The sequence below is a fragment of the Streptomyces sp. NPDC048600 genome, assembly GCF_055587025.1.
Genome location: NZ_JBVJGZ010000031.1, coordinates 21777 through 44274, shown reverse-complemented (window position 1 = coordinate 44274; position 22498 = coordinate 21777). Strand labels below are relative to the sequence as shown.

Genomic DNA, 22498 nt, shown 5'->3' with positions numbered 1-22498 from the left:
CGTCTCGCACGGCTGACGCATCCGCCGTGCACAAGGCAAACTGACGGAGTTGTTCGGGATGTCTGGAGCCGGACAGGCCCTAGGGGGGACGTCGATGGACGGGGTACCGCGAGTGCCGGAGCAGCGCCGCCGAGGCTCGGACGAGCCCGCGCCGCTGCGCTTCGGTGTGCTCGGACCGGTGCGTGCCTGGCGCGGCGAGGAGCCGCTGCCGACCGGCTCCCCCCAGCAGCGCGCGCTGCTGGCGGCCCTGCTGCTGCGCGAGGGCCGTACGGCCACCGCGGCCGAGCTGATCGACGCCCTGTGGGGCGAGGAGCCGCCCTCACAGGCCCTCGCGGCGGTACGGACCTACGCCTCGCGGCTGCGCAAGGTGCTGGACACGGGTGTGCTGGTCAGCGAGTCCGGCGGCTACGCGGTGCGGGGCCTGGACGAGGGGTCGCTGGACCTCGCGGTGGCGCAGGACCTGGCGGCCGAGGCGGAGAAGGCCCGGCACGGCGGTGACCTGTGCCAGGCCCGCGAGGTGCTGGGGCGCGCCCTGGCCCTGTGGGACGGCGAGCCCCTGGCCGGGGTGCCCGGCCCGTACGCGGACGCCCAGCGCGTCCGGCTCGAGGAGTGGCGCCTGCAACTCCTCGAGTCCCGGCTGGACATGGACCTGGAGCAGGGCTGCCACGCGGAGGCGGTCTCCGAGCTGACGGCGCTCACCGCCGCGCACCCCCTGCGGGAGCGGCTGCGCGAGCTGCTGATGCTGGCGCTGTACCGCAGCGGACGCCAGGCGGAGGCGCTGGCGGTCTACGCCGACACGCGGCGCCTGCTGGCGGACGAGCTGGGGGTGGACCCGGGGCCCGGACTGCGGGAGCTCCAGGACCGCATCCTGAAGGCGGACCCGGGCCTCGCCGAGCCCTCGGCGCCCGCCGCCGAGCCCGCCGCGGTCCTCGTGCGCCCGGCGCAACTCCCCGCGACCGTGCCCGACTTCACGGGCCGCGCCGCGTTCGTCTCCGAACTGCGTGACGTCCTCACCTCCGCGGAGGGCCGCGTCATGGCCGTCTCCGCGCTGGCCGGCATCGGCGGCGTCGGCAAGACCACCCTCGCGGTCCACGTGGCTCACCAGGCCCGGTCCGCGTTCCCCGACGGCCAGCTGTACGTCGACCTCCAGGGCGCGGGCCCCCGCGCGGCGGAGCCGGAGACCGTCCTCGGCGCCTTCCTGCGCGCCCTCGGCACCGCCGACTCGGCCGTCCCCGACTCCCTGGAGGAGCGGGCCGCCCTGTACCGCTCGATGCTCGACGGCCGGCGGGTCCTGGTCCTCCTCGACAACGCCCGCGACGCCGCGCAGGTACGTCCGCTGCTGCCCGGCACGGACGGCTGCGCCGCGCTGGTGACCTCCCGGGTGCGGATGGTCGACCTGGCCGGGGCGCATCTGGTCGACCTGGACGTGATGTCCCCGGACGAGGCGCTGGCCCTCTTCACGAAGATCGTGGGCGAGGAGCGGGTCGCCGCCGAGCGGGAGGCAGCGCTCGACGTGGTCGCCGCCTGCGGCTTCCTGCCCCTGGCGATCCGCATCGCCGCGTCCCGGCTCGCCGCCAGGCGCACCTGGACGGTGTCGGTGCTCGCCGCGAAACTCGCCGACGAACGCCGTCGCCTCGACGAGCTCCAGGCGGGCGACCTGGCGGTCAAGGCCACGTTCGAGCTGGGCTACGGGGCGCTGGAACCCGCCCAGGCCCGCGCGTTCCGCCTGCTGGGCCTCGCGGACGGCCCCGACATCTCCCTCGCCGCGGCCGCCGCGGCACTCGGCCTCGACGCCGACGACACGGAGGACCTTCTGGAGTCCCTCGTCGACACGTCCCTCCTCGAGTCCGCCGCCCCCGGCCGCTACCGCTTCCACGACCTCGTACGCCTCTACGCGCGTGCCTGCGCCGAACGCGACGAGTGGCCGCCGAGCGAGCGGGACGCGGCGTTGTCGCGGTTGCTGGACTTCTATCTGGCCACGGCGGCCCGGGTGTACGCGATCGAACGGCCGGGGGACCGCCTGGTGGATCACCTCGAAGCCACCCAGTACGCCGGGCTCGGTTTCAACGACCGGCAAGTGGCCTTGGACTGGCTCTACTCGGACGCCAACTGCCTTCTCGCCTGCGCGCGGCAGGCGTTTGGCGATGGTCGCCTGCGCCGTGGCGTGGACCTCCTCTGGGCGGCGAAGGATCTCGGGGAGTCCGGGGCGAACTCGAGGCAGTACGAGTCGGCGGCGTTGGCAGCCCGGGACGCGGCAGCCGCGGCCGGCGACAAACGCGCCGAAGGGCGTGCTCGCACCGCGCTCACCAACGTCCACTTGGTAGCGGGGCGTTACGACGAAGCCGAAGAGGAGGCGTGCCGGGCCGTGCTGCTGGCCGAGTCCACCGGCGATCTCATTCCGTTGTACTGGGCGAGCAACGATCGGGGCATCATCGCCCTCATCCAAGGGCGCAACCGGGATGCCGAGGAGCACCTGCTGTCGGCTATCGAGGGATCCAGAACCGATGGCAACCAGCCTCTTGAGGCCAGCGCCCTGTGCAACCTCTCCAGGGTGCACCTGGCCATGGGGCGCACAGCCCGCGCGATCACGCTCGCCCAGGAAGGCATCGATCTCTACGACCGACTGGGGCTGACCATGCGGTTGGCCAACGCCCGATACGCCCTCGGCCTTGCCCTCACGGAGGCCGGTCGGCCGTCGGACGCGCTGGAGGAACTGGGCGAAGCTCTGTGCATGTTCGGGACGAACCGTCAACGCCTGTGGGAGGGCACAACCCACTTCCGCATCGCGCAGGCCTACTTCGTCGCACGTCAGCCGGCCAGAGCTGCGCAGCATGCGGAGCAGGCTCTCGCCATCGGCTGCATCGGCGGCGATCGCATCCGGGCCAACGTCCTCACCACTCTCGGGCGGTCGCTCGAAGCCCTTGGGCAAGTGGACCGCGCTCGCGCCTGCTGGCGCGAATCCCTGGCGTTCTTCGAGCAGGTCGGTTCCTCGGAGGCCGCTGACGTTCGTGCGCTCCTCGGCCTGGCCTCCGCGGCCTGAGACCTGCACGCCAGGGCGTTCATCGATTGTTTATGCCCCACTGAGATGCTCTACCCAGTGACCGTCGCGTCGGGGGGCAGACGGCCATGGGGCAGTCGCCACCTAGGGTGAGGCCTCGACACGCCCTTGTCCGGCAACCCTCGGGGGAGTTGCCGGACAAGGGCGACCAGTACACATCCGAAGCGGGGAGAGTTCGCACCCATGAGCGACGCCAAGAAGAGCCAGAGCGAAGAGATCGTCACCCTGGACAACCACGCGCCCGTGCCGCCCAGCGACGAGGCGATCGTCACCATGGACAACCACGCACCGGCCCCGCCGGCCGACGACGTGATCGTCACCATGGACAACCACGCACCCGCCCCGCCCGCCCTCGATCTCGGCGGCAAGTAGATCCCACGTACTTCCGGCCCGAGGGGGACGGCCGCGGCGGCGCGGAGGGGGGCCGCCGCGGCCGACGTGCGACCAGGGGCGGGATCGAGACGATCTTTGACGGGAAGCGTTCGGCTCGCTCGAACACTCGCCATATGGAGCTAGCGTCCCTCATGTCCGGAAGTCCCCTCCCCCACAGGAGTCGGAATGACCCGCACAAAGAAGATCGTCGCCGCCGTCGCCCTGGTGCTCGGCGCCACTGCCGCCGCTGCGAGCCCGGCCCTGGCCGACCAACACGCGCCGGTGACCCCGCATGATGCCGTGGTGGCGCCGCTGGACCAGCACGCGCCGTGACGTAGAGCGTCACCAAGGGGGCCGAGCCTGCGCTCGGCCCCCTTGCCGTGCCCCGTCGTCTGAGCCAGGCCGCCTCACGGCACCAAGGCACCTCACTTCCCGCACCTCGAGGGCGTCATGGGCCGGAGGCCTCGCGGAGTTCGCCCTTCACCACCTTGCCGGCGGCGTTGCGCGGGAGTTGGTTCACGAACCGCACCCACCGCGGGACCTTGAAGTTGGCCATCTCGCGGCGGGACCAGGCGATGAGGTCGTCGGCGGTGAGGGAGGAGCCGGGGCGGCGGACGACGTAGGCCTTGCCGGTCTCGCCGAGGCGGGGGTCGGGGACGCCCACGACGGCGACCTCCGCCACGTCCGGGTGCGCGGCCAGCAGCCGCTCTATCTCCGCCGGGTAGGCGTTGAAGCCGCCGACGATGTACATGTCCTTCAGACGGTCGGTGATGCGCAGGTTGCCCGCGGCGTCCAGGACCCCCACGTCGCCGGTGCGCAGCCAGCCGTCGGGGGCCAGGACCTCGGCCGTGGCGGCGGGGTCCTCGTAGTAGCCGCGCATCACGTTGAAGCCCCGGACCAGGACCTCCCCCGGCGAGCCGGGCGGGAGGCCGGTGCCGTCGGGGGACACCACCCGCACCTCGACCCCCGGTATCGCCCGCCCGGACGTGGCGGCGACGACCTCGGGCGGGTCCCCGCGGCGGCACATCGTCACGAAGCCGCTCGCCTCGGAGAGACCGTAGGCGGTGAGGACCGTCTCCACGCCGAGGTCGGCCCGCAGGCGATCGACCAGGGACAGCGGGACCACCGCCGCGCCGGTCACGACCAGACGGAGGGTGGAGAGGTCGTGGTCGCGGCGGGCGGGGTGGTCGAGGAGGGACTCGAACAGGGTGGGCGGGCCGGGCAGGACCGTCACCCGCTCCGCCGCCACGTTCGCCAGCGCCGTCTCCGCGCTGAAGACCGGCTGCGGGATCATCGTCGCGCCCCTCGTCAGGCAGGCCAGGACGCCCGCCTTGTAGCCGAAGGTGTGGAAGAAGGGGTTGACGATCAGATAGCGGTCGCCGGGGCGCAGACCCGCCAGTTCGGCCCAGGTGTCGTACGCCCGCAGGGACTGCGCGTGGGTGATCAGCGCACCCTTCGGACGGCCCGTCGTACCGGACGTGAAGACGATGTCCGAGGCCGCCGTGCCGGGCACCGGTACCGAGCGGACCTCCTCGGCCGACACGCCCTCCCCGCTCGCCAGGAAGTCCTTCCAGGTCAGGAAGGACCGCGGCGCGTCCTCCGACAGCACCACCACGGCGCGCAGCTCCGGGAGGCCGGGCAGCGGGCCCGCCCCGTCGCCCTCCCCCGCCGCCCTGCGCAGCGAGGCGACGTAGGAGGTGCCGAGGAACGTGCCCGTGACGAAGAGCAGCCGTGCCCCGCTGCGGCGCAGCACGTCGGCCGCCTCCGCGCCCTTGAAACGGGTGTTGAGGGGGACCAGGACCGCGCCCGCCGAGACCGCCCCCAGCGCCGCCGTGATCCAGTCCAGGGAGTTGGGGGCCCAGATACCCACCCGGTCGCCGGGGCACACGCCCTGGGCCAGGCAGGCCGCGGCCGCGCGTTCCACGCGGGCGCCCAGGCCTGCGTACGTCACCCGTACCCGGCCGCCGCAGTCGACGACCGCCTCGGTGTCGGCATGGCGCACGGCCGCCCAGCGCACCAGCTCGGGAATGCTGCCCCACGGGGCGTTCCACTCGTCCCTCACAACCGGCCTCCCGCCCCGCAGTTGCTGACAGTTCGTCAGGCTATCGCTAATCTGACGACCCGTCAGCAATGAGGAACCAGCCCCGCAGGGAGGGCGCATGGCCGGGATCAAGGACGCCGCCGCCATCGTCGGCATAGGCCAGACCCCCTTCGCCCGGCACCTGCCGGAGGACGAGAGGACGCTCGCGTGCCGGGCCGTGCTCACCGCGCTGGACGACGCCGGGATCGCGCCCGGCGAGGTGGACGCGGTCGCCTCCTACACCATGGAGGAGACCGACGAGGTGGAGCTCGCCAAGGCCGTCGGGTTCGGGGACCTGACCTTCTTCAGCCGCGTCCCGTACGGCGGCGGCGGCTCCTGCGCGACCGTCGCCCACCTCGCCGCCGCCGTCGCCGCCGGACAGGCCACCGTGGGGGTCGCCTGGCGCTCGCGCAAGCGCGGCAGCGGGCCGCGCCCCTGGACCGAGACCCGCGCGCAACTGCCCACCCCCGCCCAGTGGACCCGCCCCTTCGGCCTGCTGCGGCCGGCCGACGAGATCGCCATGCTGGCCCGGCGGTACATGCACGAGTACGGCGCCACCCGGGACCACCTGTTCAACGTCGCCCTCGCCTGCCGCAACCGGGCCAACCAGAACCCGGCGGCGGTGATGTACGACCGCCCCCTGACCCGCGAGATGTACATGACCTCGCGCTGGATCAGCGAGCCGCTGTGCCTGTACGACAACTGCCTGGAGACGGACGGGGCGCTGGCCTGCGTGGTCGTCTCGCGCGAGCGCGCCCGCGACTGCCGCCACCGGCCGGTCCTCATCCACTCCGCCGCCCAGGGCCTGCCCGCCCAGCACCACGGCATGGTCAACTACTGGAACGACGACCCCCTCACCGGCCCCGCCTGGACCGCCGCCCGGCAGTTGTGGAAGCAGGCCGACCTCACCCCGGACGACGTGGACGTGGCGCAGATCTACGACGCCTTCACCCCGCTCGTCCCGCTCTCCCTGGAGGGCTACGGCTTCTGCGCGAGGGGCGAGGGCGGCGCCTTCACCGAGCAGGGCGCGCTGGAGACCGGCGGTCGGCTGCCGCTCAACACCGGCGGGGGCGGGCTCAGCGAGGCCTATGTGCACGGCTTCAACCTGATCAACGAAGGGGTGAAGCAACTGCGCGGCACCGCCACCGCGCAGGTCCCCGGTGCCACCACCTGCCTCGTCACGGCCGGCGAGGGCGTGCCCACCTCCGCGCTGCTGCTCAGGAGCTGACCATGCTGACCCCTGTCACCGACACCGACGGCGCGCCCTTCTGGGAGTACGCGGCCCGCGGCGAACTGCGCGTCCAGGCCTGCGCGGACTGCGGCGAGGTCCGCTTCCCGCCCCGGCCCTGCTGCCCGCACTGCGGGTCCTTCGCGTGCGCGTGGAAGCCCACCGACGGCCGCGGCCGCGTCTGGTCGTACGTAGTCGCCCATCCGCCGCTGCTGCCCGGCTACGCGGAGCGGGCGCCGTACCCCGTCGTGATCGTCGAACTCTCCGACGCCCCCCGCGTCCGGCTCGTCGGCAACCTGGTCGCCGCTCCGGGCGCGCCCATCGACTCCCTCGACCCGCGGCTGATCCGGATCGGGGCCCGGGTGCGGGTCTCGTTCACCGGCGACGGGCTTCCCCAGTGGCTGCTGGAGCAGCCGTGAGTGTGCGGCTCGACGTCGACGAGGACACCGCCGTCGCCGTCGTCACCCTCGACCGGCCGGAGCGGCTCAACGCGCTCGACCTGGCGGCGGTGGAGCGACTGACCGGCATCTGGCGGGCGTTGCGGTTCGACGACTCGGTACGCGCGGTCGTGCTCACCGGGTCCGGGACACGGGCGTTCTGCACCGGGATCGACCGGGACGTCGTGGTGGAGCAGCCCTCGTCGCCGTACATGCTGGACGATCCGCTGCTGCGGGTCGGGCCGAAGTCCTGCGACCTGTGGAAGCCGGTCGTCGCCGCTGTGGAGGGGATGGCCTGCGGCGGCGCCTTCTATCTGCTCGGGGAGTGCGAGTTCGTCGTCGCGGGGGCGGACGCCTCGTTCTTCGACCCGCACACCTCGTACGGGATGGTCAGCGCCTACGAGACGCTGCTCATGGCGCAGCGGATGCCGTACGGGGAGGTCGCGCGGATGGCGCTGATGGGGGTGCGGGAGCGGATCGGGGCGGAGCGGGCCCATGCGACGGGGCTGGTGTCGGAGCTGACCCCGCGGGGCGGGGCGGTGGCGGCCGCGGTGTCCTGCGCCGAGGTGATCGCGGGGTGTCCGGCGCAGGCGGTGCAGGGGACCGTGCGGGCGCTGTGGGCGGCGCGGGAGGGGGCGCTGGCCCGGGGGTTCGCCCAGGCGCCGCAGCTGATCGCGCTGGGGAATCTGCCGCCCGGCCGGCAGGCGGAGCTGTTCCGGGGGCGGCCGGGCGGGCATCGCACCAGATAGTGCATCGCAGCAGGTGGCGGGCCTGTCCCGCGTGGCGGGGCCGACTCGCCGGGCGTAGCGTCTGCTGTGAGAGCGGCGAGGAGACCGGCGCGGGCCTCAGCGGTGAGGTGACCGGCGTCCGCCACCCGCCCTCCCGAGCGACGGCCGCCGTCTGGACCCCCTTCCGTGCCCCGGGACGACGGCCGTCCCGTACCGGGACCGGCCGTCGGCGGGGCGCGCGGGTCAGGTGGTCCGTGCCGTGCCCGTGCCCTTCTCCGCGTCGAGCGCGTACACGCAGCGGTCCTTGCTGCACGCGTACACGATGCCGTCCTTGACCACCGGCGAGCCGGTGATCTCGCCGCCCGTGGCCAGCTTCCAGCGCAGACGGCCGTCGTCGGCCTTCAGGGTGTAGAGCAGGTGGTCGGTGGAGCCGAAGTGGATACGGCCCTCGGCCACCGAGGGGGCGCCGACGATGTCACCGCCCGCCTGGAAGCGCCACTTCGGGGTGCCGGTGACGGCGTCCAGGGTGTAGAGGCCGTTGCCGCTGCCGACATGGACGTGTCCGGCGGCCACCAGTACCGGCTCGATCGAGGCCCGGCTCTCGGTGGCGATGCGCCAGCGGTCGCGGCCGTCGGTGGCGTCGAGGGCGTAGACCGTGCCGAGGTAGTCGGCGAGGTACACGCCGCCGCCGGTGACGGCGGGGCCGGGCGCGTAGGCGGGCGGGCAGAGGAAGACGGCGGGCGCCTCGAAGTGCCACTTGACGTGCCCCGCGGCGATGTCGATGGCGAGGACGCGGGTGCCCGCGCTGACGTAGACATAGCCGTCGGGGGCCGGGGTGAGCCGGACGGGGACGCCGCCGCAGGAGGCCGCGTCACCGATGGGGTACGACCAGCGCTCGTCGCCGGTACGGGCGTCCAGGGCGCGCAGCCGGGCGTCCTGCCAGACGTAGACGGTGCCGTCGTGGACGGCGGGGCCGGCCTCCGGGGACTCGAAGTCGGTCTGGGCGCCGGTGATCTCCCAGAGCTTCTGGCCGCCTGCCGCCTCCCAGGCCTGGACGCCGCCGCCGCGGGTGCCGGTGACGACGGTGCCCCGGTCGGCCTTGAGCGAGTACACCCAGGCGTCCGTCTGCAGGCGCCACAGGTCCGCGCCCTCCCTGGCGTCCAGCGCGAAGAGGGTGGGGCCGTCGGAGGCGTGGATACGGCCGTCCGCGACCGCCATGGACCAGGCGACGTCCCGGGTCTTGAAACGGCGGCGGCCGGTGGCCACGTCGAGGGCGTGCACCTCGAAGGAGGTGACGTAGACGAGGTCGTCGGCGACGGCCGGGGTGCCCCAGACGTCGTTGGACATGCGGAAGCGCCAGGGGCGCCAGGAGCCGGGGACCTCGGGGACCGGGACCGGCGGCTGCGCCGGGGAGGTGTCGGCGCCGTTGACACCGGGCCGCGGCTTGGACCACGCGGCCACCAGGCCCGCCTCGGGCGGGGGCGCCTTCACGGCGGCGGCGCGGCCGTCGGCCACGCGCGGGCCCGGCCCGATCGGCACGGACCCGCCGGCCAGGTGGACGGGGCCGGTGTCCGGGGCGCCCACGGGGGCCGTGGCCCCGACGGGCGCGACGGCGGGGGCGGGCGGGTGGTGCGGCGGGGGCGGTACGGCGGGTACGCCCGGGTGGCGCCCTCCGGTGCTGCGGCCACCACCCGCGGGTCTGGGTGCGAGACGGCCGCCGCGGCGGGTCTCGATCATCGCGACGGCCTTCTCCGGCAGCCAGGCCGAGGCGGTGCCGCTGTCGTCGGAGCCGGAGCCGAACAGATGCGGGGCGAGCTGGGCCTGGAGGTCGGCCGGGGTGGGTCTGGCCGAGGCCTCCATCTGCATACAGGACTCGATCAGGGGCCGCAGCTCGTCGGGCAGACCGTCCAGGTCGGGGCCCTCGCGCAGCAGCATGAACACCGTCTCGACCGGGTTGGCGCCGTGGTAGGGCGGGTGGCCGGTGGCGGCGAAGACCAGGGTGGAGCCGAGCGAGAAGACGTCGCTGGCGCCCGTGACACTGCGGGAGTCCTTGGCCTGCTCGGGCGACATGTAGGCGGGCGTACCGACCGCCACATTGGTCATCGTCAAACGGGTGTTCGAGACACCGGACGCGATGCCGAAGTCGATCACCCGGGGGCCGTCCTCGACCACGAGGACGTTGGAGGGCTTGAGGTCGCGGTGGACCAGCCCGGCGCCGTGGATGGACTGGAGGGCCTCGGCGACACCCGCGGCGAGCCAGCGCACGGCCTGGGCCGGAAGCGGCCCGCAGTCGTTCACTATCTCCTCGAGGGAGGGCGCGGGGACATAGGCGGTGGCCAGCCAGGGCACCGCCGCGCGGGGATCGGCGTCGACCACGGCCGCCGTGTAGAAGCCGGAGACCGCGCGGGCGGCCTCCACCTCGCGCGTGAAGCGGACGCGGAAGAGCTGGTCCTCGGCGAGTTCCGTACGGACCGTCTTGATCGCCACCCGCCGGCCCGACGCCGAGCGCGCGAGATAGACCAGCCCCATGCCGCCGGCCCCCAGCCGTCCCAGCACCTCGAACGGCCCGATCCGCCGCGGATCGTGCTGCGTCAGCTGATCCACCACTTGCCTGCCACCTCCCCGTACGGGCCGTGCGCCCCACTTGTGCGCACGACCCCGTGCAGCGTCTCACCACCGCACCGCCATGGCGGCACGCACCCCGATTCTTCCTGGCCGAGGCCCCGGTTGCGAACCGGGTGAGAATTGGGGTGTCAGCGGACAAACGGGGGCGAAAATCCTTCGACAGGCCTCCTGATCAGCGCTCCAGCACGGCGAAGGACGCCCCCTGGTCGTCGGCGACCACCCCCACTGTGCCGTACGAGGTGGCGAACGGTCCCGCCTGGACGCGTCCGCCGAGGCTGTTCACTTCCGCGAGGGCCCTCTCGCAGTCCTCGACCCGGAAGTGGACGAGGAAGTGCGGGGGCATCTCGGCCGCGAAGACGTCGGTGACCGGCGCCCGCCCGAAGTCGGGCTCGGCGTCCGGCCCGAACAGCGCGTCGTGGAAGAGGCCGCCGTAGAAGCCGTTGGCACCCGCGGTGTCCCGGGCGTACAGCTCGGCCCAGACGAAACTGCCCGGCGCGTGCCGCAGGCCGAAGCCGGTGTGGGTGCCGGGCTCCCAGATGCCGAACACCGCGCCCTCGGGGTCGGCGGCGAGCGCGACCGTGCCCAGCTCCCCCATGGGCATCGGCACCGCCACCACCTGGCCGCCCGTCTCCCGGACGCGCCGGGCCAGCGGCTCGGCGGCCGGGGTGGCGAAGTACACCGTCCACACGGTGGGCATCCGCCCGTCCGCCTTGTGAGCCAGCGCGGCGACCGGCTCACCGTCCTTCAGGGCCCGCACACTGCCCCGGTACCAGTCCTCGTAGGACCACCCGAAGAGCTCACCGTAGAACCGTTTCCCCGCTTCCAGGTCGGGAAGCTGGGCGTCCACCCAGCAGGGGATGCCCTCCGTGACCCGCGATGCCCTGTTTTCGGCCATACAAGAAACGTAACGGCCGCTCACGCAACGCGCAGACCAGCACACCTGCCGCGGAACCCCCGCGCACCCCATTTGCAGTCGGCCGAATCGCGCTCCGATCACCCCTCGGTAAGCTGACGGCATGACAGGACAAGTGCGTACCGTCGACGGCCGCGTTGCCGGTCGGCGCGGGCAGGCGACGCGGCAGAAGCTGCTCGACTGCCTCAGCGAGATGCTCAGCTCGTCTCCGTACCGGGACGTCAAGGTCATCGATGTCGCCCGGAAGGCGGGTACTTCGCCCGCGACCTTCTATCAGTACTTCCCGGACGTCGAAGGTGCCGTCCTGGAGATCGCCGACCAAATGGCCGCCGAGGGCGCCGGGTTGACGGAACTGCTGGAGGGTCGCAGCTGGGTCGGCAAGGCCGGCTGGCAGACCGCGCAGGAACTCGTCGACGGATTCCTGGAGTTCTGGCGGAAGAACGACGCGATCCTGCGCGTCGTCGATCTCGGCGCGGCCGAGGGCGACAAGCGCTTCTACAAGCTCCGCATGAAGATCCTGAACTCGGTGAACAACTCCCTCGCGGAAGCCGTCACCGAACTCCAGTCCAAGGGCAGGGTCGACAAGGACGTCAACCCGGCCGCCGTCGCCGGCTCCCTTGTGGCCATGCTCGCCGCCGTCGCCTCGCACCAGAAGGGCTTCACCTCCTGGGGCGTCAAGCAGGCCGAACTGAAGCCGAATCTGGCCCTGTTGGTCTACCTGGGCGTGACGGGCAAGAAGCCCACGAAGTAGCCCCGCCGCAATTCCCCACCGTCTTGTCAAGCGCCCCGAAAGGGGCGCGGGGAACTGCCGGCACGCGACTCCGCCGCGCGTGCGCGAGCAACCGAGGGTGCCCCCCGGCGGCCACCGCCGGCACAGCGCCTACGCGGGCAACGGCCGGTCCTTCACCACATGCTTCATCACCAGCGTCGACGTAAGCCGCTGCACCCCCGGCAGAGTGGCCAGCCTCTCGTCGTAGAGCCGCTGGAACGCCGCGAGATCCGCGGTGGCGACCCGCAGCAGATAGTCCGGCTCGCCGAACAGCCGCTGGGCGTCCAGCACATGCTCGACCTCGGTGAGCGCCCGCTCGAACTCGACGACGGTGTCCCGGTCCTCCTGCCGCATGGACACGAACACCAGCGCCTCGAAGCTGAGCCCCACCGCCGCCGGCTCCACCACCGCGCGGTATCCGCTGATCGCCCCCGACCGCTCCAGCTCCCGCAGCCGGCGGTGGCACGGCGACACACTCAGCCGCACCCGCCCGGCCAACTCGGTCACGGTCAGCCGCCCGTCCTGCTGAAGCTCGGCAAGAATTTTCCGGTCCACGTCATCCATGGGGTAAATCTTCCCTCACTGTGCGAGAGCGCGGGCAAACTTCAGGAACACTTTCGGGCCAATCCGGCATAGCGTTCCCGGCATGGACTCGGGTTCCCTCCTCTCCTTCCTCGCGATCGACCTGCTGCTGGTGTGCGTGCCGGGCGCCGACTGGGCGTACGCCATCTCCGCCGGGCTGCGCGGCCGCTCGGTTGCGGCCGCGGTCGGCGGCCTGGTATCGGGCTACGCGCTGCACACCGTGCTCGCGGCGGCCGGTCTCGCCGTGCTGGTCGCGGGCTCCCCGGTCCTGCTCACCGCGCTCACCGTCGCCGGCGCCTGCTACCTGGTGTGGCTGGGCTGGGGCGTGCTGCGCCGCCCGGCGGTGCCCGGGGCCGGCGAGGAGCCGGTGCGCGGCGGGAGCGCGGGCGTCTTCCTGCGCGGGGCCACGATCAGCGGCCTGAACCCCAAGGGCCTGCTGCTCTACCTCTCCGTCCTGCCGCAGTTCCTCACCGTCGACGGCGGGCACCTCCCGGTGCCGGCGCAGACCGCGGCGCTCGGCCTGCTGCACATGGCGTGCTGCGCCGCGGTCTACCTCTCCGTCGGCGTCCTGGCCCGCGCGGTGCTGCGCGCCCGCCCCGCCGCCGCCCGCGCGGTCACCCGCACCTCGGGGGCGGCGATGCTGGGCATCGGCACGTTCCTGCTGGTCCAGCACGCGCTCTGACCCGGCCCGGCACCACTACGACGGCGGCCTCCGGACGATCCTGAAGATCCGGATCTCGCGCTCCACCCGCGCCTGGTACGTGGCGTACGGCGGCCAGAACGCCAGCACCGCCCGCCAGGCCCCGTCCCGCTCGGGCCCGGTCAGCAGCCGGGCCGTGACGGGGATGTCCCGGCCCTGCCAGCTGACCTCGGCGTCCGGGTGGGCCAGGAGGTTCGCGGTCCAGGCGGGGTGGCCGGTGCGGCCGAAGTTGGAGCCGACCAGCAGCCAGCTGCGGCCGGGTTCCTCCGGCATGCAGGCCAGCGGCGTGCGCCGGGGCAGCCCGCTGCGGGCGCCGGTGACGGTGAGCACCACGCCGGGCAGCAGCTGGGCGCTGAGCAGCACCTTTCCCCTGGTCAGCCGGTGCACGGCCCGGTCCAGGGCCGGGATGACGTGCGGGGCGACGCGGGCGAAGCCGCGCGTGGACGACACCTTCTGCACGAACCGCACTCCGAGGCCGCTCACACCGTCACCTCCTGACACGCAGGGCCGAACACCCCGGCCGCCTCGGCGGCGCGGGCCCGCAGCCGATGGACGGGGCCGAAGAGGAGCGCGTCGCCGGCCGCCCGCTTGAAGTAGAGGTGGGCGTCGTGCTCCCAGGTGAAGCCGAGGCCCCCGTGGAACTGGATCGCCTCGGCGGCGGCGAGCCGCAGCGCGTCGAGGGCGTGGGCGAGGGCGAGGGGGGCGGCGCCGTCCGCCGCCGGGGCCGGCCCGTCACCCGCCCCTTCCGGTCCGGCCGCCGCCCAGGCCGCGTAGTACGCCGCCGACCGGGCCGCCTCGAGATGGACATGGACGTCGGCCAGCCGGTGCTGGAGCGCCTGGAAGGAGCCGATCGGCCGCCCGAACTGCTCGCGCCGCCGCACGTGTTCGACGGTGAGCTCCAGCGCCCGCCCGGCGGCCCCCACCGCCTCGCAGGCGAGGAAAGCGGCGGCACCCGCGCCGACCCGGGCCAGCGCCCCGGGCACGTCCGCCGTGCCGTCCTCCCCCAGCAACTCGGCCTCCACGTCCCGCAGTTGCAGCAGCCCGCACGGCCTGGTCGCGTCCAGCGCGGTCTGCCGTACGCGGGTCAGGCCCGGGGCGTCGCCGGGGACGAGAAAGAGGAGTGTGCGGGAGCGGGCGTAGCCGCCGGTGTGGGCGGGGACGAGGAGCAGGCCCGCGCCGTGCCCGTCGAGGACCTGGCCGCTCTCGCCGTACAGTCGCCAGCCGCCCCGCTCGCGGCGGGCCTGTACGCCGCCCGCGCGGCCGTCGCCCGACCAGGGCCCGGTGTTGTCGCCGGTGAGCGCGAGGGCGGTGGCGAGGGCCGGGCCGGGCGCGGCCAGGGCGGCGGTGAGGGTGCCGTCGGCGAGCGCCGGGAGGAGCCGGGCGCGCTGGGCGTCGGTGCCGAGGGCGAGCAGCGCCGGGGCGGCCAGGACGGTGGTGGCCAGCAGGGGCGAGGGGGTGAGGGCGCGGCCGGTCTCCTCGCCGGCGAGGGCGAGGTCCGTCGCGGTGCAGCCGACACCGCCGTAGGAGGGGGCGAGGGCGAGTCCGGGCAGGCCGAGCCGTTCGGCGAGCGCGGCCCACAGGCCCGGGTCGTGACCGCCGGGCAGATCGACGGCCTCGCGGACCGGTACGGGGTGTCCTGCGAGCAGGTCCCGCAGGGTGCGGCGGATCCCGTCCTGCTCGGGTGTGAAGGCGACGTCCATGGGCGACCTCCGGAACTGACGGACCGTCATATTAGGGCCCACGGGCCAGGATGCGAAGGGGTCCGGCACCTCGACCGGGCACCAGATCTGACGTACCGTCAGTTGTCATGGGTCATCGTGATGCGGCCGTCGTCGGCGTCGCCCTCTCCTCCTGCGGCCGGGTGGACGACGCCACCCCGTACGCCCTGCACGCCGAGGCCGCCCGGCGCGCGCTGGCGGACTCGGGGCTCGACCGGTCGGTCGTCGACGGGTTCGCCTCGGCGGGCACCGGCCTGCTGGCACCCGTGGAGGTCGCCGACCATCTGGGCCTGCGGCCCACCTGGGTGGACTCCACCTCGGTGGGCGGCGCGACCTGGGAGGTGATGGCGGCCCACGCGGCCGACGCCATCGCGGCCGGGCACGCCCGCGCGGTCCTGCTGGTCTACGGCTCCACCGCACGGGCCGACGTCCGCGCGGGCCGCCGCACCGGCGAGGTCTCCTTCGGCAGCCGCGGCCCCGCCCAGTTCGAGACGCCGTACGGCATCACGCTCATCGCCAAGTACGCGATGGCGGCCCGCCGCCATATGACCGAGTACGGCACGACGGTCGAGCAGCTCGCCGAGGTGGCGGTCCAGGCCCGCGCGAACGCGGCGCTGAACCCGCAGGCGCTGCACCGCACGCCGCTGACCGTCGACGAGGTGCTGTCCGCGCCGATGATCGCCGACCCCTTCACCAAGCCGCACTGCTGTCTGCGCTCCGACGGCGGGGCGGCGGTACTGCTCGCGGCCCCGGAGTACGTGCGCGACTGCCGGACCCGCCCGGTGTGGGTGCTCGGCACGGGCGAGCACGTCTCCCACTCCGCGCTCTCCTCCTGGCCCGACTTCACGGTCTCACCTGCGGCGGTGAGCGGCCCCCTGGCCTTCGCGCGGGCCGGGGTGCGGCCGTCGGACATCGACCTCGCCGAGATCTACGACGCCTTCACCTACATGACCCTGGTGACCCTGGAGGACCTCGGCTTCTGCGCCAAGGGCGAGGGCGGGGACTTCGTGTCGAAGGGGCGGCTGACGGTGGCCGGCGGCGCGCTCCCGGTCAACACCGACGGCGGCGGCCTCTCGGCCCAGCACCCGGGTATGCGCGGCCTGTTCCTGCTGGTGGAGGCGGTACGGCAACTGCGCGGCGAGGCGGAGGCACGTCAGGTCCGCCGCGCGGACGGCTCGCTGCCGGAGCTGGCGGTGGCTTCGGGGACGGGGGGCTGGTTCTGCTCCTCGGGGACGGTGGTGCTGGGCAGGGGGTGAACGGCGGCCGGTGCCCGCACGGCCATACTCGGCCCATGGCACTGGACCTCCACGAACTGCTCCGGTCGCTGCGGGTGTGGGCCCCCGGCGTCACGGAACTGCGGCCCTTCGACCCGGACGCGGCCCCCGCCGAGCCGCTGGCCCTCTTCACGGAGTGGCTCGCGGAGGCGGCCGCGGCCGGGCAGCCCGAACCGCACACGATGAGCCTCGCCACCACGGACGAGGGCGGCCTGCCCGACGTACGCACCGTGATGCTGCACGGCGCCGACGCCGACGGCTGGGCCTTCGCCACCCACGCCACCAGCCGCAAGGGCCGCCAGCTCGCCGCCCGCCCGTACGCCGCCCTCGGCTTCTACTGGCCCGCCCACGGCCGCCAGATCCGGCTGCGCGGCCCCGTGGAGCAGGCCCCGCCCGGCGCCGCCCGCGCCGATCTGCACGCCCGGACCACCGGCGCCCTGGCCGCGGCCCTCACCGGGCACCAGAGCGAGCCGCTGCCCTCGCTGGAGACCCTGAACCGGGCCTCGGAAGCCGCCTGGGACCTGGCCCGCACCGCCCCGGAGACCGAGGTGCCCTCCTGGACCCTCTACCGCATGCGCCCCGACGAGGCCGAGTTCTTCCAGGGCGACGAGCGGCGCCGCCATGTCCGCCTGGTCTACCGCCGGGAGGGCGAGGGCTGGGTCAAGGGGCTGCTGTGGCCGTGACCTCCGGGTCCGTGGCGAGCCGGGCATGGAGGTGGACGTCGCGGTAGGTCGAGCGGCGTTCGTCCTCCCACATCGCGCCGCGCAGGGTGCCCTCGGCGGGGAAGCCGCAGCGCTCGGCCGTGCGGCAGGATGCGTCGTGGCCCACCGCGTGACCGAGTTCGAGCCGGTGCAGTCCGAGGTCGGTCAGGGCCCAGTGGGTCGCGAGGAGCAGGGCGCGGGTGGCCACGCCCCGGCCGCGGGCCTCGGGCAGGACCCAGTAGCCGACGCGGGCGGTGCTCATCAGGCGGTCGATCATGTTGACCCCGATCTGGCCGAGCGTCGTCCCGCTCGCCGCGTCCACGACACGGAAGGTGACGTCGGCGCCGTCCGCCGCCCGCTCGGCCTTCGCCCGCAGCGAGGCCCGCGCGGCGGCCAGGTCCTCCACCTGCCGCAGGGGCGTGTTCCAGCGCCGGAACTCCGGGTCGGTCAGCCCGCGCAGCCAGGCCTGCGCGTCCGCCGGGGAATCGGCGTCCCAGGGCAGCAGCCGCAGGCCGTGGCCGGACAGCTCGGGTACGTGGCTGGTCAGAGAGGGCTCGTGTGTCGACGTCATCCGCCCATTCAAGGTCATCCGCTCATACGATCAAGGCCTGCCCCCCCGGCGTCCCGAACACCGGCACCCCGTCCCTGAAGCCCGCCTCCAGCTCCATCCCCGCCCGTGGCGCCCCGGCCGCGTCGCCCACGAGCTCCGTCGCCATCCGCGGCCCCTCGGCGAGGTCGACCACGGCCACCACATAGGGCGTGCGCTCCCGGAAGGGCGCCAGGTCGTTGCGGTGCACCACCGACCAGGAGTAGAGCGTGGCCCGGCCGCTCGCCTCCTCCCAGGTCACGTCCTCGCTCCAGCAGTACGGGCAGAACTCCCGCGGATGGTGGTGCGCCCGGCCGCAGTCCCGGCACCTGCGCAGCAGCAGGGCGCCCCGGGCCGCCGCCTCCCAGTAGGGGCGGGAGAACGGGTCGGTGTCCGGCGCCCCGCTCACCGGAACCACCCGAGCGCGCTGTCCAGCGACCAGGTCTGCCACGACATCCCGAACAGGCCCACCACCGAGATCAGCCCCATCATCGAGTTCTGCCCCTGCTCGGCCCAGTCGTGGATCATGAGCACGAAGTAGACGGCGTTCAGCAGCAGCCCGCCGACCAGCGCCACCGGCGTCAGCAGTCCCGATATCAGCCCCAGGCCGAGGGCGAGTTCGGCGTAGGCGACGACGTAGGCCATCAGCCTCGGGCGCGGCGCGACCACGGTCCGGAACCCCGACCGCACCGCGCCCCAGCGGTGCCCGGCCGCGACCCCCGCGGCCCACTCGATGCCGCTGCCCCGCTCGAACCACGCCTTCTTGTCCTTGTGCCGCCAGCTCTCCAGCCACCACAGGCCGAGGCCGATACGCAGCACCGCGAGCCACTCCGCACCGCTGAGCCAGATCGTGTCCATGGCCGCCGCTCCCGTCGATGCGCCGCCGAAGAATGGATCTGACGGTACGTCAGATGTGGAGGGGCGGGAAGACGCGGGAGGACCGGGCCCGCGCGAGAGCCCCCACGGGACCGCCTTCCGTCCGCGCACCCTTCACACGACCACCCCACTCGTGACCATTCCGCAACCAATTCCGGTCTTGACCGAGACCCATCAACCCTGAGTGTCATTACGCTCGCGGACATGTCCGACTCCACTGCGTCCGCACCCCCCGTGGCGAACCCCGCCGAACGCCCCGTTTACGTCGTCGGCGCCGGCCCCGGCGGGCTCGCCGTCGCGCACGCGCTGCGCGCCCGGGGCCTGCGCGCCGTCGTACTGGAGAAGTCCGACGCGGTCGGCTCGTCCTGGCGCGGCCATTACGACCGGCTGCATCTGCACACCACCCGGCGGCTCTCCGCCCTGCCCGGCCTGGCCATGCCCCGCAGGTTCGGGCGGTGGGTGTCACGGGACGACGTGGTGCGCTACCTGGAGAAGTACGCCGAGCACCACGACCTGGAGATCGTGACCGGTGTCGAGGTCTCCCGGATCGAACGCTCCCCGGACGGCAGCGGCTGGCTGCTGCACGCCACGGGCGGGCGGCGGCTCGACGGCGCCGCCGTGGTCGTCGCCACCGGCTACAACCACACCCCCCTCGTCCCCGACTGGCCGGGCCGTGACGTCTACCCCGGCGAGTTCCTGCACGCCTCCCGCTACCGCAACGCCGAGCCCTTCGCCGGCCGTGACGTCCTCGTCGTCGGCGTCGGCAACACCGGCGCCGAGATCGCCGTCGACCTGGTCGAGGGCGGCGCCAAGCGGGTCCGGCTCGCGGTGCGCACCGCCCCGCACATCGTCCGCCGCTCCACGGCCGGCTGGGCCGCCCAGTACACCGGCGTCCTCGTCCGCCGGCTGCCCGTGGGCCTGGTCGACACGCTCGCCCGGCCGCTGGCCCGGGTGAGCGTCCCCGACCTCGCCGCCCACGGCCTGCCCCGCCCCGACAGCGGGCTCTACAGCCGCGTGGGCCAGGGGGCGATCCCCGTCCAGGACGTCGGCCTGATCGACGCCGTGCGCGCGGGCCGGGTGGAGGTGGTCGCCGCGGTCGACGCCTTCGAGGACGAGGAGGTCCTCCTCGCCGACGGCACCCGCGTCGCCCCCGACGCCGTCATCGCGGCGACCGGCTACACCCGCGCCCTGGAGAGCCTGGTCGGCCATCTGGACGTCCTCGACCCGAGCGGCAGACCCGTCGTCCACGGCGCCCGCAGCCCCCGCGACGCCCCCGGCCTGTACTTCACCGGCTTCACCAACCCCATCAGCGGCATGCTGCGCGAGCTCGCCCTCGACGCCGAGAAGATCGCCAAGAGGATCGCCCGGCGCGCCGGGTCGGGGGTGTCGCGGCTGGCCGGGTGACCGTGGGCCGCCGGGTCCCGCCGCCCGGCTCCCTGTCCACTCCGCCCTCCGGACGACGACGCGAGGGCGGCCGGGGACCCGGCGCCGGGCCGGCCGAGCCGGTCCGGGCCGCGCCGGCTTCACAATCTTTGTCCGCACAGGCAGTTCCTGACGTTGTGTCAATTCAGTAATCTGACAGAGCGTCAGTTACTGGAGCTGTCACGACAGGAGCGGGCGGACAGATGCTTGGATCAACCCACGGCACCCTCACCACCGACTCCCGCCGGGCCCGGGTCATCGCGTGCGGCGAGCACCGGCCCGGCCCGGCCGTCCACGGCCGCCCGGCCGACGATCTCGACGTCAGCGGGCGCCCGCTGCACGCCGGTGCACCCGACCTCGACCGGCTGTTCCGGCCCGAGTCCGTCGCCGTGATCGGCGCGTCGGACACCGAGGGGCGCCCGAACACCGGTGTCACCCGGCAGCTGCTGTCCTGGGCCGAGCGGATGGGGGCCCGGCTGCACCCGGTCCACCCCGCCCGCGCCTCCGTCTTCGGGATCCCCTGCCTCCCTTCCGTCGCCGACCTGCCCGAGCAGGTCGATCTGGCCGTGCTGCTGGTCGCCGACCCCCTGCCGGTGATCGAGGAACTCGCCGAGGCCAAGGCGAGGTTCGCGGTCGTCTTCGCCTCCGGCTTCGCCGAGACCGGTGCGAGGGGAGCCGCCGCGCAGGCCCGGCTGTCCGCCGCGGTCGCCCGGTCCGGGCTGCGGCTGCTCGGGCCGAACACCAATCTCAACGCCTTCGAGCGGTTCCGCGAGGACCTCGACGGTCCGGCGATCGCGCTCGTCACCCAGTCCGGCCACCAGGGCCGGCCCGTCTTCGCCCTCCAGGAGCTGGGCGTACGGCTCTCGCACTGGGCGCCGACCGGCAACGAGGCCGACCTGGAGACCGCCGACTTCATCTCCTACTTCGCCGAGCGGCCCGAGGTCGGCGCGATCGCCGCCTATATGGAGGGCCTGAAGGACGGCCGCGCCTTCCTGCTGGCCGCCGACCGGGCCGCCCGGCGGGGCGTGCCGGTGGTCGCGGTCAAGGTGGGCCGCACGGAGACCGGCGCCCGCACGGCCGCCTCCCACACCGGCAAGCTGACCGGCGCGGACGCCGTGGTCGACGCGGCGATGCGGCAGTTCGGCGTGATCCGCGTCGACGGGCTCGACGAACTCCAGGACACCGCGGCCCTGCTCGCCCGCGCCCGGCCCCCGCGCGCCGACGGGGTCGCGGTCTATTCGATCTCGGGCGGCACGGGCGCGCACGTCGCCGACCTCGCGACCGGACTCGGACTGCGGATACCGCGGCTGTCCGAGCGGAAGCAGGCCGAACTCCACCAGTGGATACCCGGCTATCTGAACGTGGCCAACCCCGTCGACAACGGCGGGCATCCGGTGGGCGACGAACGCGGCCGGAAGATCATCGACGCACTGCTGGCCGACCCCGAGGTGGGGGTGCTGGTCTGCCCGGTCACCGGGCCCTTCCCACCGCTGAGCGACCGGCTCGTGCGCGACCTGGTGGACGCCGCCGAGCACACGGACAAACTGGTCTGTGTCGTGTGGGGATCGCCGGTGGGCACCGAGCCGGCCTATCGCGAGGTGCTGCTCGGCTCCTCCCGGGTCGCCACCTTCCGCACGGTGGGCAACTGCCTGTCCGCCGTCCGCGCCTACCTCGGCCATCACCGCTTCGTGCGCGACTACCGCTCCCCCTTCGACGAAGCGCCGCGCACGCCGTCCCCCTCCTACCGCAAGGCGCGCGAACTGCTGCAGAACAGCGGCCAGTTGAGCGAGCACGCGGCCAAGCAGCTGCTGCGCGCCTACGGCATCCGGGTGCCGCGCGAGCAGCTGGTGACCAGTGCGGCGGCGGCCGTGCGCGCGGCCGGGCTGGTGGGCTACCCGGTGGTGATGAAGGCCTCCGGCGCGCGGATCGCCCACAAGAGCGAGCTGGGCCTGGTGAAGGTCGGGCTGACCTCGGCCGCCCAGGTCCGCGACACCTACCGCGAACTGACCGACATCGCCCGCTACGAGGGGGTCGAGCTGGACGGGGTGCTGGTCTGCCAGATGGTCGAGCAGGGCGTGGAGATGGTGGTCGGCGTCTCGCACGACGAGCTGTTCGGGCCGACCGTGACCGTGGGGCTGGGCGGGGTGCTCGTGGAGGTCCTGCGGGACACGGCCGTCCGGGTGCCGCCCTTCGGCGAGGAGCAGGCCCGCGACATGCTCGGCGAACTGCGCGGGCGGGCTCTGCTGGACGGGGTGCGGGGGCGACCCCCGGCCGACGTGGAGGCTCTCGTCGAGGTGATCCTCCGGGTGCAGCGCATGGCGCTGGAACTGGGCGACGACCTCGCCGAGCTGGACGTCAACCCGCTGATGGTGCTGCCCCGGGGCCACGGCGCGGTGGCGCTGGACGCGTTGGCGGTGTGTCGCTGAGAT

The 22498-nt window shown here is 73.8% G+C and carries 21 protein-coding genes; 12 read left to right on the top strand and 9 right to left on the bottom strand.

All coding sequences use genetic code 11. The annotated features are described in order from the left end of the window. The first annotated feature begins 94 nt into the window (after positions 1-94). The 3 genes from afsR to ACZ6SQ_RS32035 all read left to right on the top strand — a co-directional run bounded on the left by afsR (position 95) and on the right by ACZ6SQ_RS32035 (position 3763). Positions 95-3040 carry an SARP-family global regulator AfsR gene (afsR, locus tag ACZ6SQ_RS32045; protein ID WP_469568332.1) on the top strand — a complete coding sequence of 982 codons (2946 nt, stop codon included), beginning with the start codon at positions 95-97 and terminating at the stop codon, positions 3038-3040. 201 nt (positions 3041-3241) lie between these two features. Further along, a complete protein-coding gene (gene afsS / locus ACZ6SQ_RS32040; RefSeq protein ID WP_469568329.1) occupies positions 3242-3430 on the top strand; it encodes a regulatory protein AfsS in 189 nt (62 codons plus the stop codon). 186 nt (positions 3431-3616) lie between these two features. After that, on the top strand, positions 3617-3763 hold the full coding sequence (locus ACZ6SQ_RS32035; protein ID WP_469568328.1) for a hypothetical protein: 147 nt from the start codon (positions 3617-3619) through the stop codon (positions 3761-3763). Between the two features lie 115 nt (positions 3764-3878). Here the strand turns inward: ACZ6SQ_RS32035 and ACZ6SQ_RS32030 are convergent, their stop codons facing one another. After that, entirely contained in the window at positions 3879-5492 is a 1614-nt protein-coding gene (locus ACZ6SQ_RS32030; RefSeq protein WP_469568326.1) for a FadD3 family acyl-CoA ligase, read from the bottom strand. 97 nt (positions 5493-5589) lie between these two features. Between ACZ6SQ_RS32030 and ACZ6SQ_RS32025 the strand changes: the two genes are divergently transcribed. From ACZ6SQ_RS32025 to ACZ6SQ_RS32015, 3 genes are read left to right on the top strand one after another with little or no spacing between them, the layout of a single operon-like run. Next, the gene (locus ACZ6SQ_RS32025) at positions 5590-6738 is read left to right on the top strand and encodes a lipid-transfer protein (protein ID WP_469568323.1); all 1149 of its coding nucleotides are present in this window, start codon (positions 5590-5592) and stop codon (positions 6736-6738) included. A 2-nt stretch (positions 6739-6740) separates the two neighbouring features. Continuing rightward, a complete protein-coding gene (locus ACZ6SQ_RS32020; protein WP_469568319.1) occupies positions 6741-7157 on the top strand; it encodes a Zn-ribbon domain-containing OB-fold protein in 417 nt (138 codons plus the stop codon). Continuing rightward, the gene (locus ACZ6SQ_RS32015) at positions 7154-7924 is read left to right on the top strand and encodes an enoyl-CoA hydratase/isomerase family protein (protein ID WP_469568317.1); all 771 of its coding nucleotides are present in this window, start codon (positions 7154-7156) and stop codon (positions 7922-7924) included. The genes ACZ6SQ_RS32020 and ACZ6SQ_RS32015 overlap by 4 nt, the downstream gene beginning before the upstream one ends. 222 nt (positions 7925-8146) lie before the next feature. Here ACZ6SQ_RS32015 and afsK read toward each other — a convergent pair whose 3' ends face one another. Both afsK and kbpA read right to left on the bottom strand, forming a co-directional pair. Continuing rightward, the gene (gene afsK, locus ACZ6SQ_RS32010) at positions 8147-10510 is read right to left on the bottom strand and encodes a protein serine/threonine kinase AfsK (protein WP_469568315.1); all 2364 of its coding nucleotides are present in this window, start codon (positions 10508-10510) and stop codon (positions 8147-8149) included. A gap of 190 nt (positions 10511-10700) precedes the next feature. Then, positions 10701-11423 (bottom strand): AfsK-binding protein KbpA, encoded by a 723-nt coding sequence (kbpA, locus tag ACZ6SQ_RS32005; protein ID WP_469568312.1) that lies wholly within the window; start codon positions 11421-11423, stop codon positions 10701-10703. A 133-nt stretch (positions 11424-11556) separates the two neighbouring features. Here kbpA and ACZ6SQ_RS32000 point away from each other — a divergent pair, with 133 nt between their 5' ends. Continuing rightward, the gene (locus tag ACZ6SQ_RS32000; RefSeq protein ID WP_386377845.1) at positions 11557-12192 is read left to right on the top strand and encodes a TetR family transcriptional regulator; all 636 of its coding nucleotides are present in this window, start codon (positions 11557-11559) and stop codon (positions 12190-12192) included. 129 nt (positions 12193-12321) lie between these two features. On the opposite strand, the gene ACZ6SQ_RS31995 is transcribed toward ACZ6SQ_RS32000, so the two are convergent. Then, on the bottom strand, positions 12322-12774 hold the full coding sequence (locus ACZ6SQ_RS31995) for an Lrp/AsnC family transcriptional regulator (RefSeq protein ID WP_386377613.1): 453 nt from the start codon (positions 12772-12774) through the stop codon (positions 12322-12324). Between the two features lie 82 nt (positions 12775-12856). Here ACZ6SQ_RS31995 and ACZ6SQ_RS31990 point away from each other — a divergent pair, with 82 nt between their 5' ends. Beyond that, on the top strand, positions 12857-13474 hold the full coding sequence (locus tag ACZ6SQ_RS31990) for a LysE family translocator (protein ID WP_386377614.1): 618 nt from the start codon (positions 12857-12859) through the stop codon (positions 13472-13474). Between the two features lie 15 nt (positions 13475-13489). On the opposite strand, the gene ACZ6SQ_RS31985 is transcribed toward ACZ6SQ_RS31990, so the two are convergent. Both ACZ6SQ_RS31985 and ACZ6SQ_RS31980 read right to left on the bottom strand, forming a co-directional pair. After that, the gene (locus tag ACZ6SQ_RS31985) at positions 13490-13975 is read right to left on the bottom strand and encodes a nitroreductase family deazaflavin-dependent oxidoreductase (protein WP_469568310.1); all 486 of its coding nucleotides are present in this window, start codon (positions 13973-13975) and stop codon (positions 13490-13492) included. Then, complete coding sequence (locus ACZ6SQ_RS31980) at positions 13972-15192, bottom strand: acyl-CoA dehydrogenase family protein (protein ID WP_469568307.1); 1221 nt, start codon at positions 15190-15192, stop codon at positions 13972-13974. Before ACZ6SQ_RS31980 ends, ACZ6SQ_RS31985 begins: the two co-directional genes overlap by 4 nt. A gap of 107 nt (positions 15193-15299) precedes the next feature. Between ACZ6SQ_RS31980 and ACZ6SQ_RS31975 the strand changes: the two genes are divergently transcribed. Both ACZ6SQ_RS31975 and ACZ6SQ_RS31970 read left to right on the top strand, forming a co-directional pair. Beyond that, positions 15300-16466, top strand: a complete 1167-nt coding sequence (locus ACZ6SQ_RS31975; protein ID WP_469568304.1) for a thiolase C-terminal domain-containing protein — start codon at positions 15300-15302, stop codon at positions 16464-16466. A gap of 35 nt (positions 16467-16501) precedes the next feature. Then, on the top strand, positions 16502-17167 hold the full coding sequence (locus ACZ6SQ_RS31970; RefSeq protein WP_469568301.1) for a pyridoxine/pyridoxamine 5'-phosphate oxidase: 666 nt from the start codon (positions 16502-16504) through the stop codon (positions 17165-17167). On the opposite strand, the gene ACZ6SQ_RS31965 is transcribed toward ACZ6SQ_RS31970, so the two are convergent. From ACZ6SQ_RS31965 to ACZ6SQ_RS31955, 3 genes are read right to left on the bottom strand one after another with little or no spacing between them, the layout of a single operon-like run. Next, positions 17145-17756 (bottom strand): GNAT family N-acetyltransferase, encoded by a 612-nt coding sequence (locus tag ACZ6SQ_RS31965; protein WP_469568298.1) that lies wholly within the window; start codon positions 17754-17756, stop codon positions 17145-17147. The two genes, ACZ6SQ_RS31970 and ACZ6SQ_RS31965, sit on opposite strands and share 23 nt — an antisense overlap. A 22-nt stretch (positions 17757-17778) precedes the next feature. Next, positions 17779-18180 carry a Zn-ribbon domain-containing OB-fold protein gene (locus ACZ6SQ_RS31960; RefSeq protein ID WP_469568295.1) on the bottom strand — a complete coding sequence of 134 codons (402 nt, stop codon included), beginning with the start codon at positions 18178-18180 and terminating at the stop codon, positions 17779-17781. Beyond that, positions 18177-18629 (bottom strand): DoxX family protein, encoded by a 453-nt coding sequence (locus ACZ6SQ_RS31955; RefSeq protein WP_386377621.1) that lies wholly within the window; start codon positions 18627-18629, stop codon positions 18177-18179. The genes ACZ6SQ_RS31960 and ACZ6SQ_RS31955 overlap by 4 nt, the downstream gene beginning before the upstream one ends. A 222-nt stretch (positions 18630-18851) precedes the next feature. On the opposite strand from ACZ6SQ_RS31955, the gene ACZ6SQ_RS31950 reads away from it, so the two are divergent. Both ACZ6SQ_RS31950 and ACZ6SQ_RS31945 read left to right on the top strand, forming a co-directional pair. Beyond that, complete coding sequence (locus tag ACZ6SQ_RS31950) at positions 18852-20051, top strand: flavin-containing monooxygenase (protein ID WP_469568292.1); 1200 nt, start codon at positions 18852-18854, stop codon at positions 20049-20051. 221 nt (positions 20052-20272) lie between these two features. Continuing rightward, positions 20273-22495, top strand: a complete 2223-nt coding sequence (locus tag ACZ6SQ_RS31945; RefSeq protein WP_469568290.1) for an acetate--CoA ligase family protein — start codon at positions 20273-20275, stop codon at positions 22493-22495. The last annotated feature ends 3 nt before the right edge of the window (positions 22496-22498 follow it).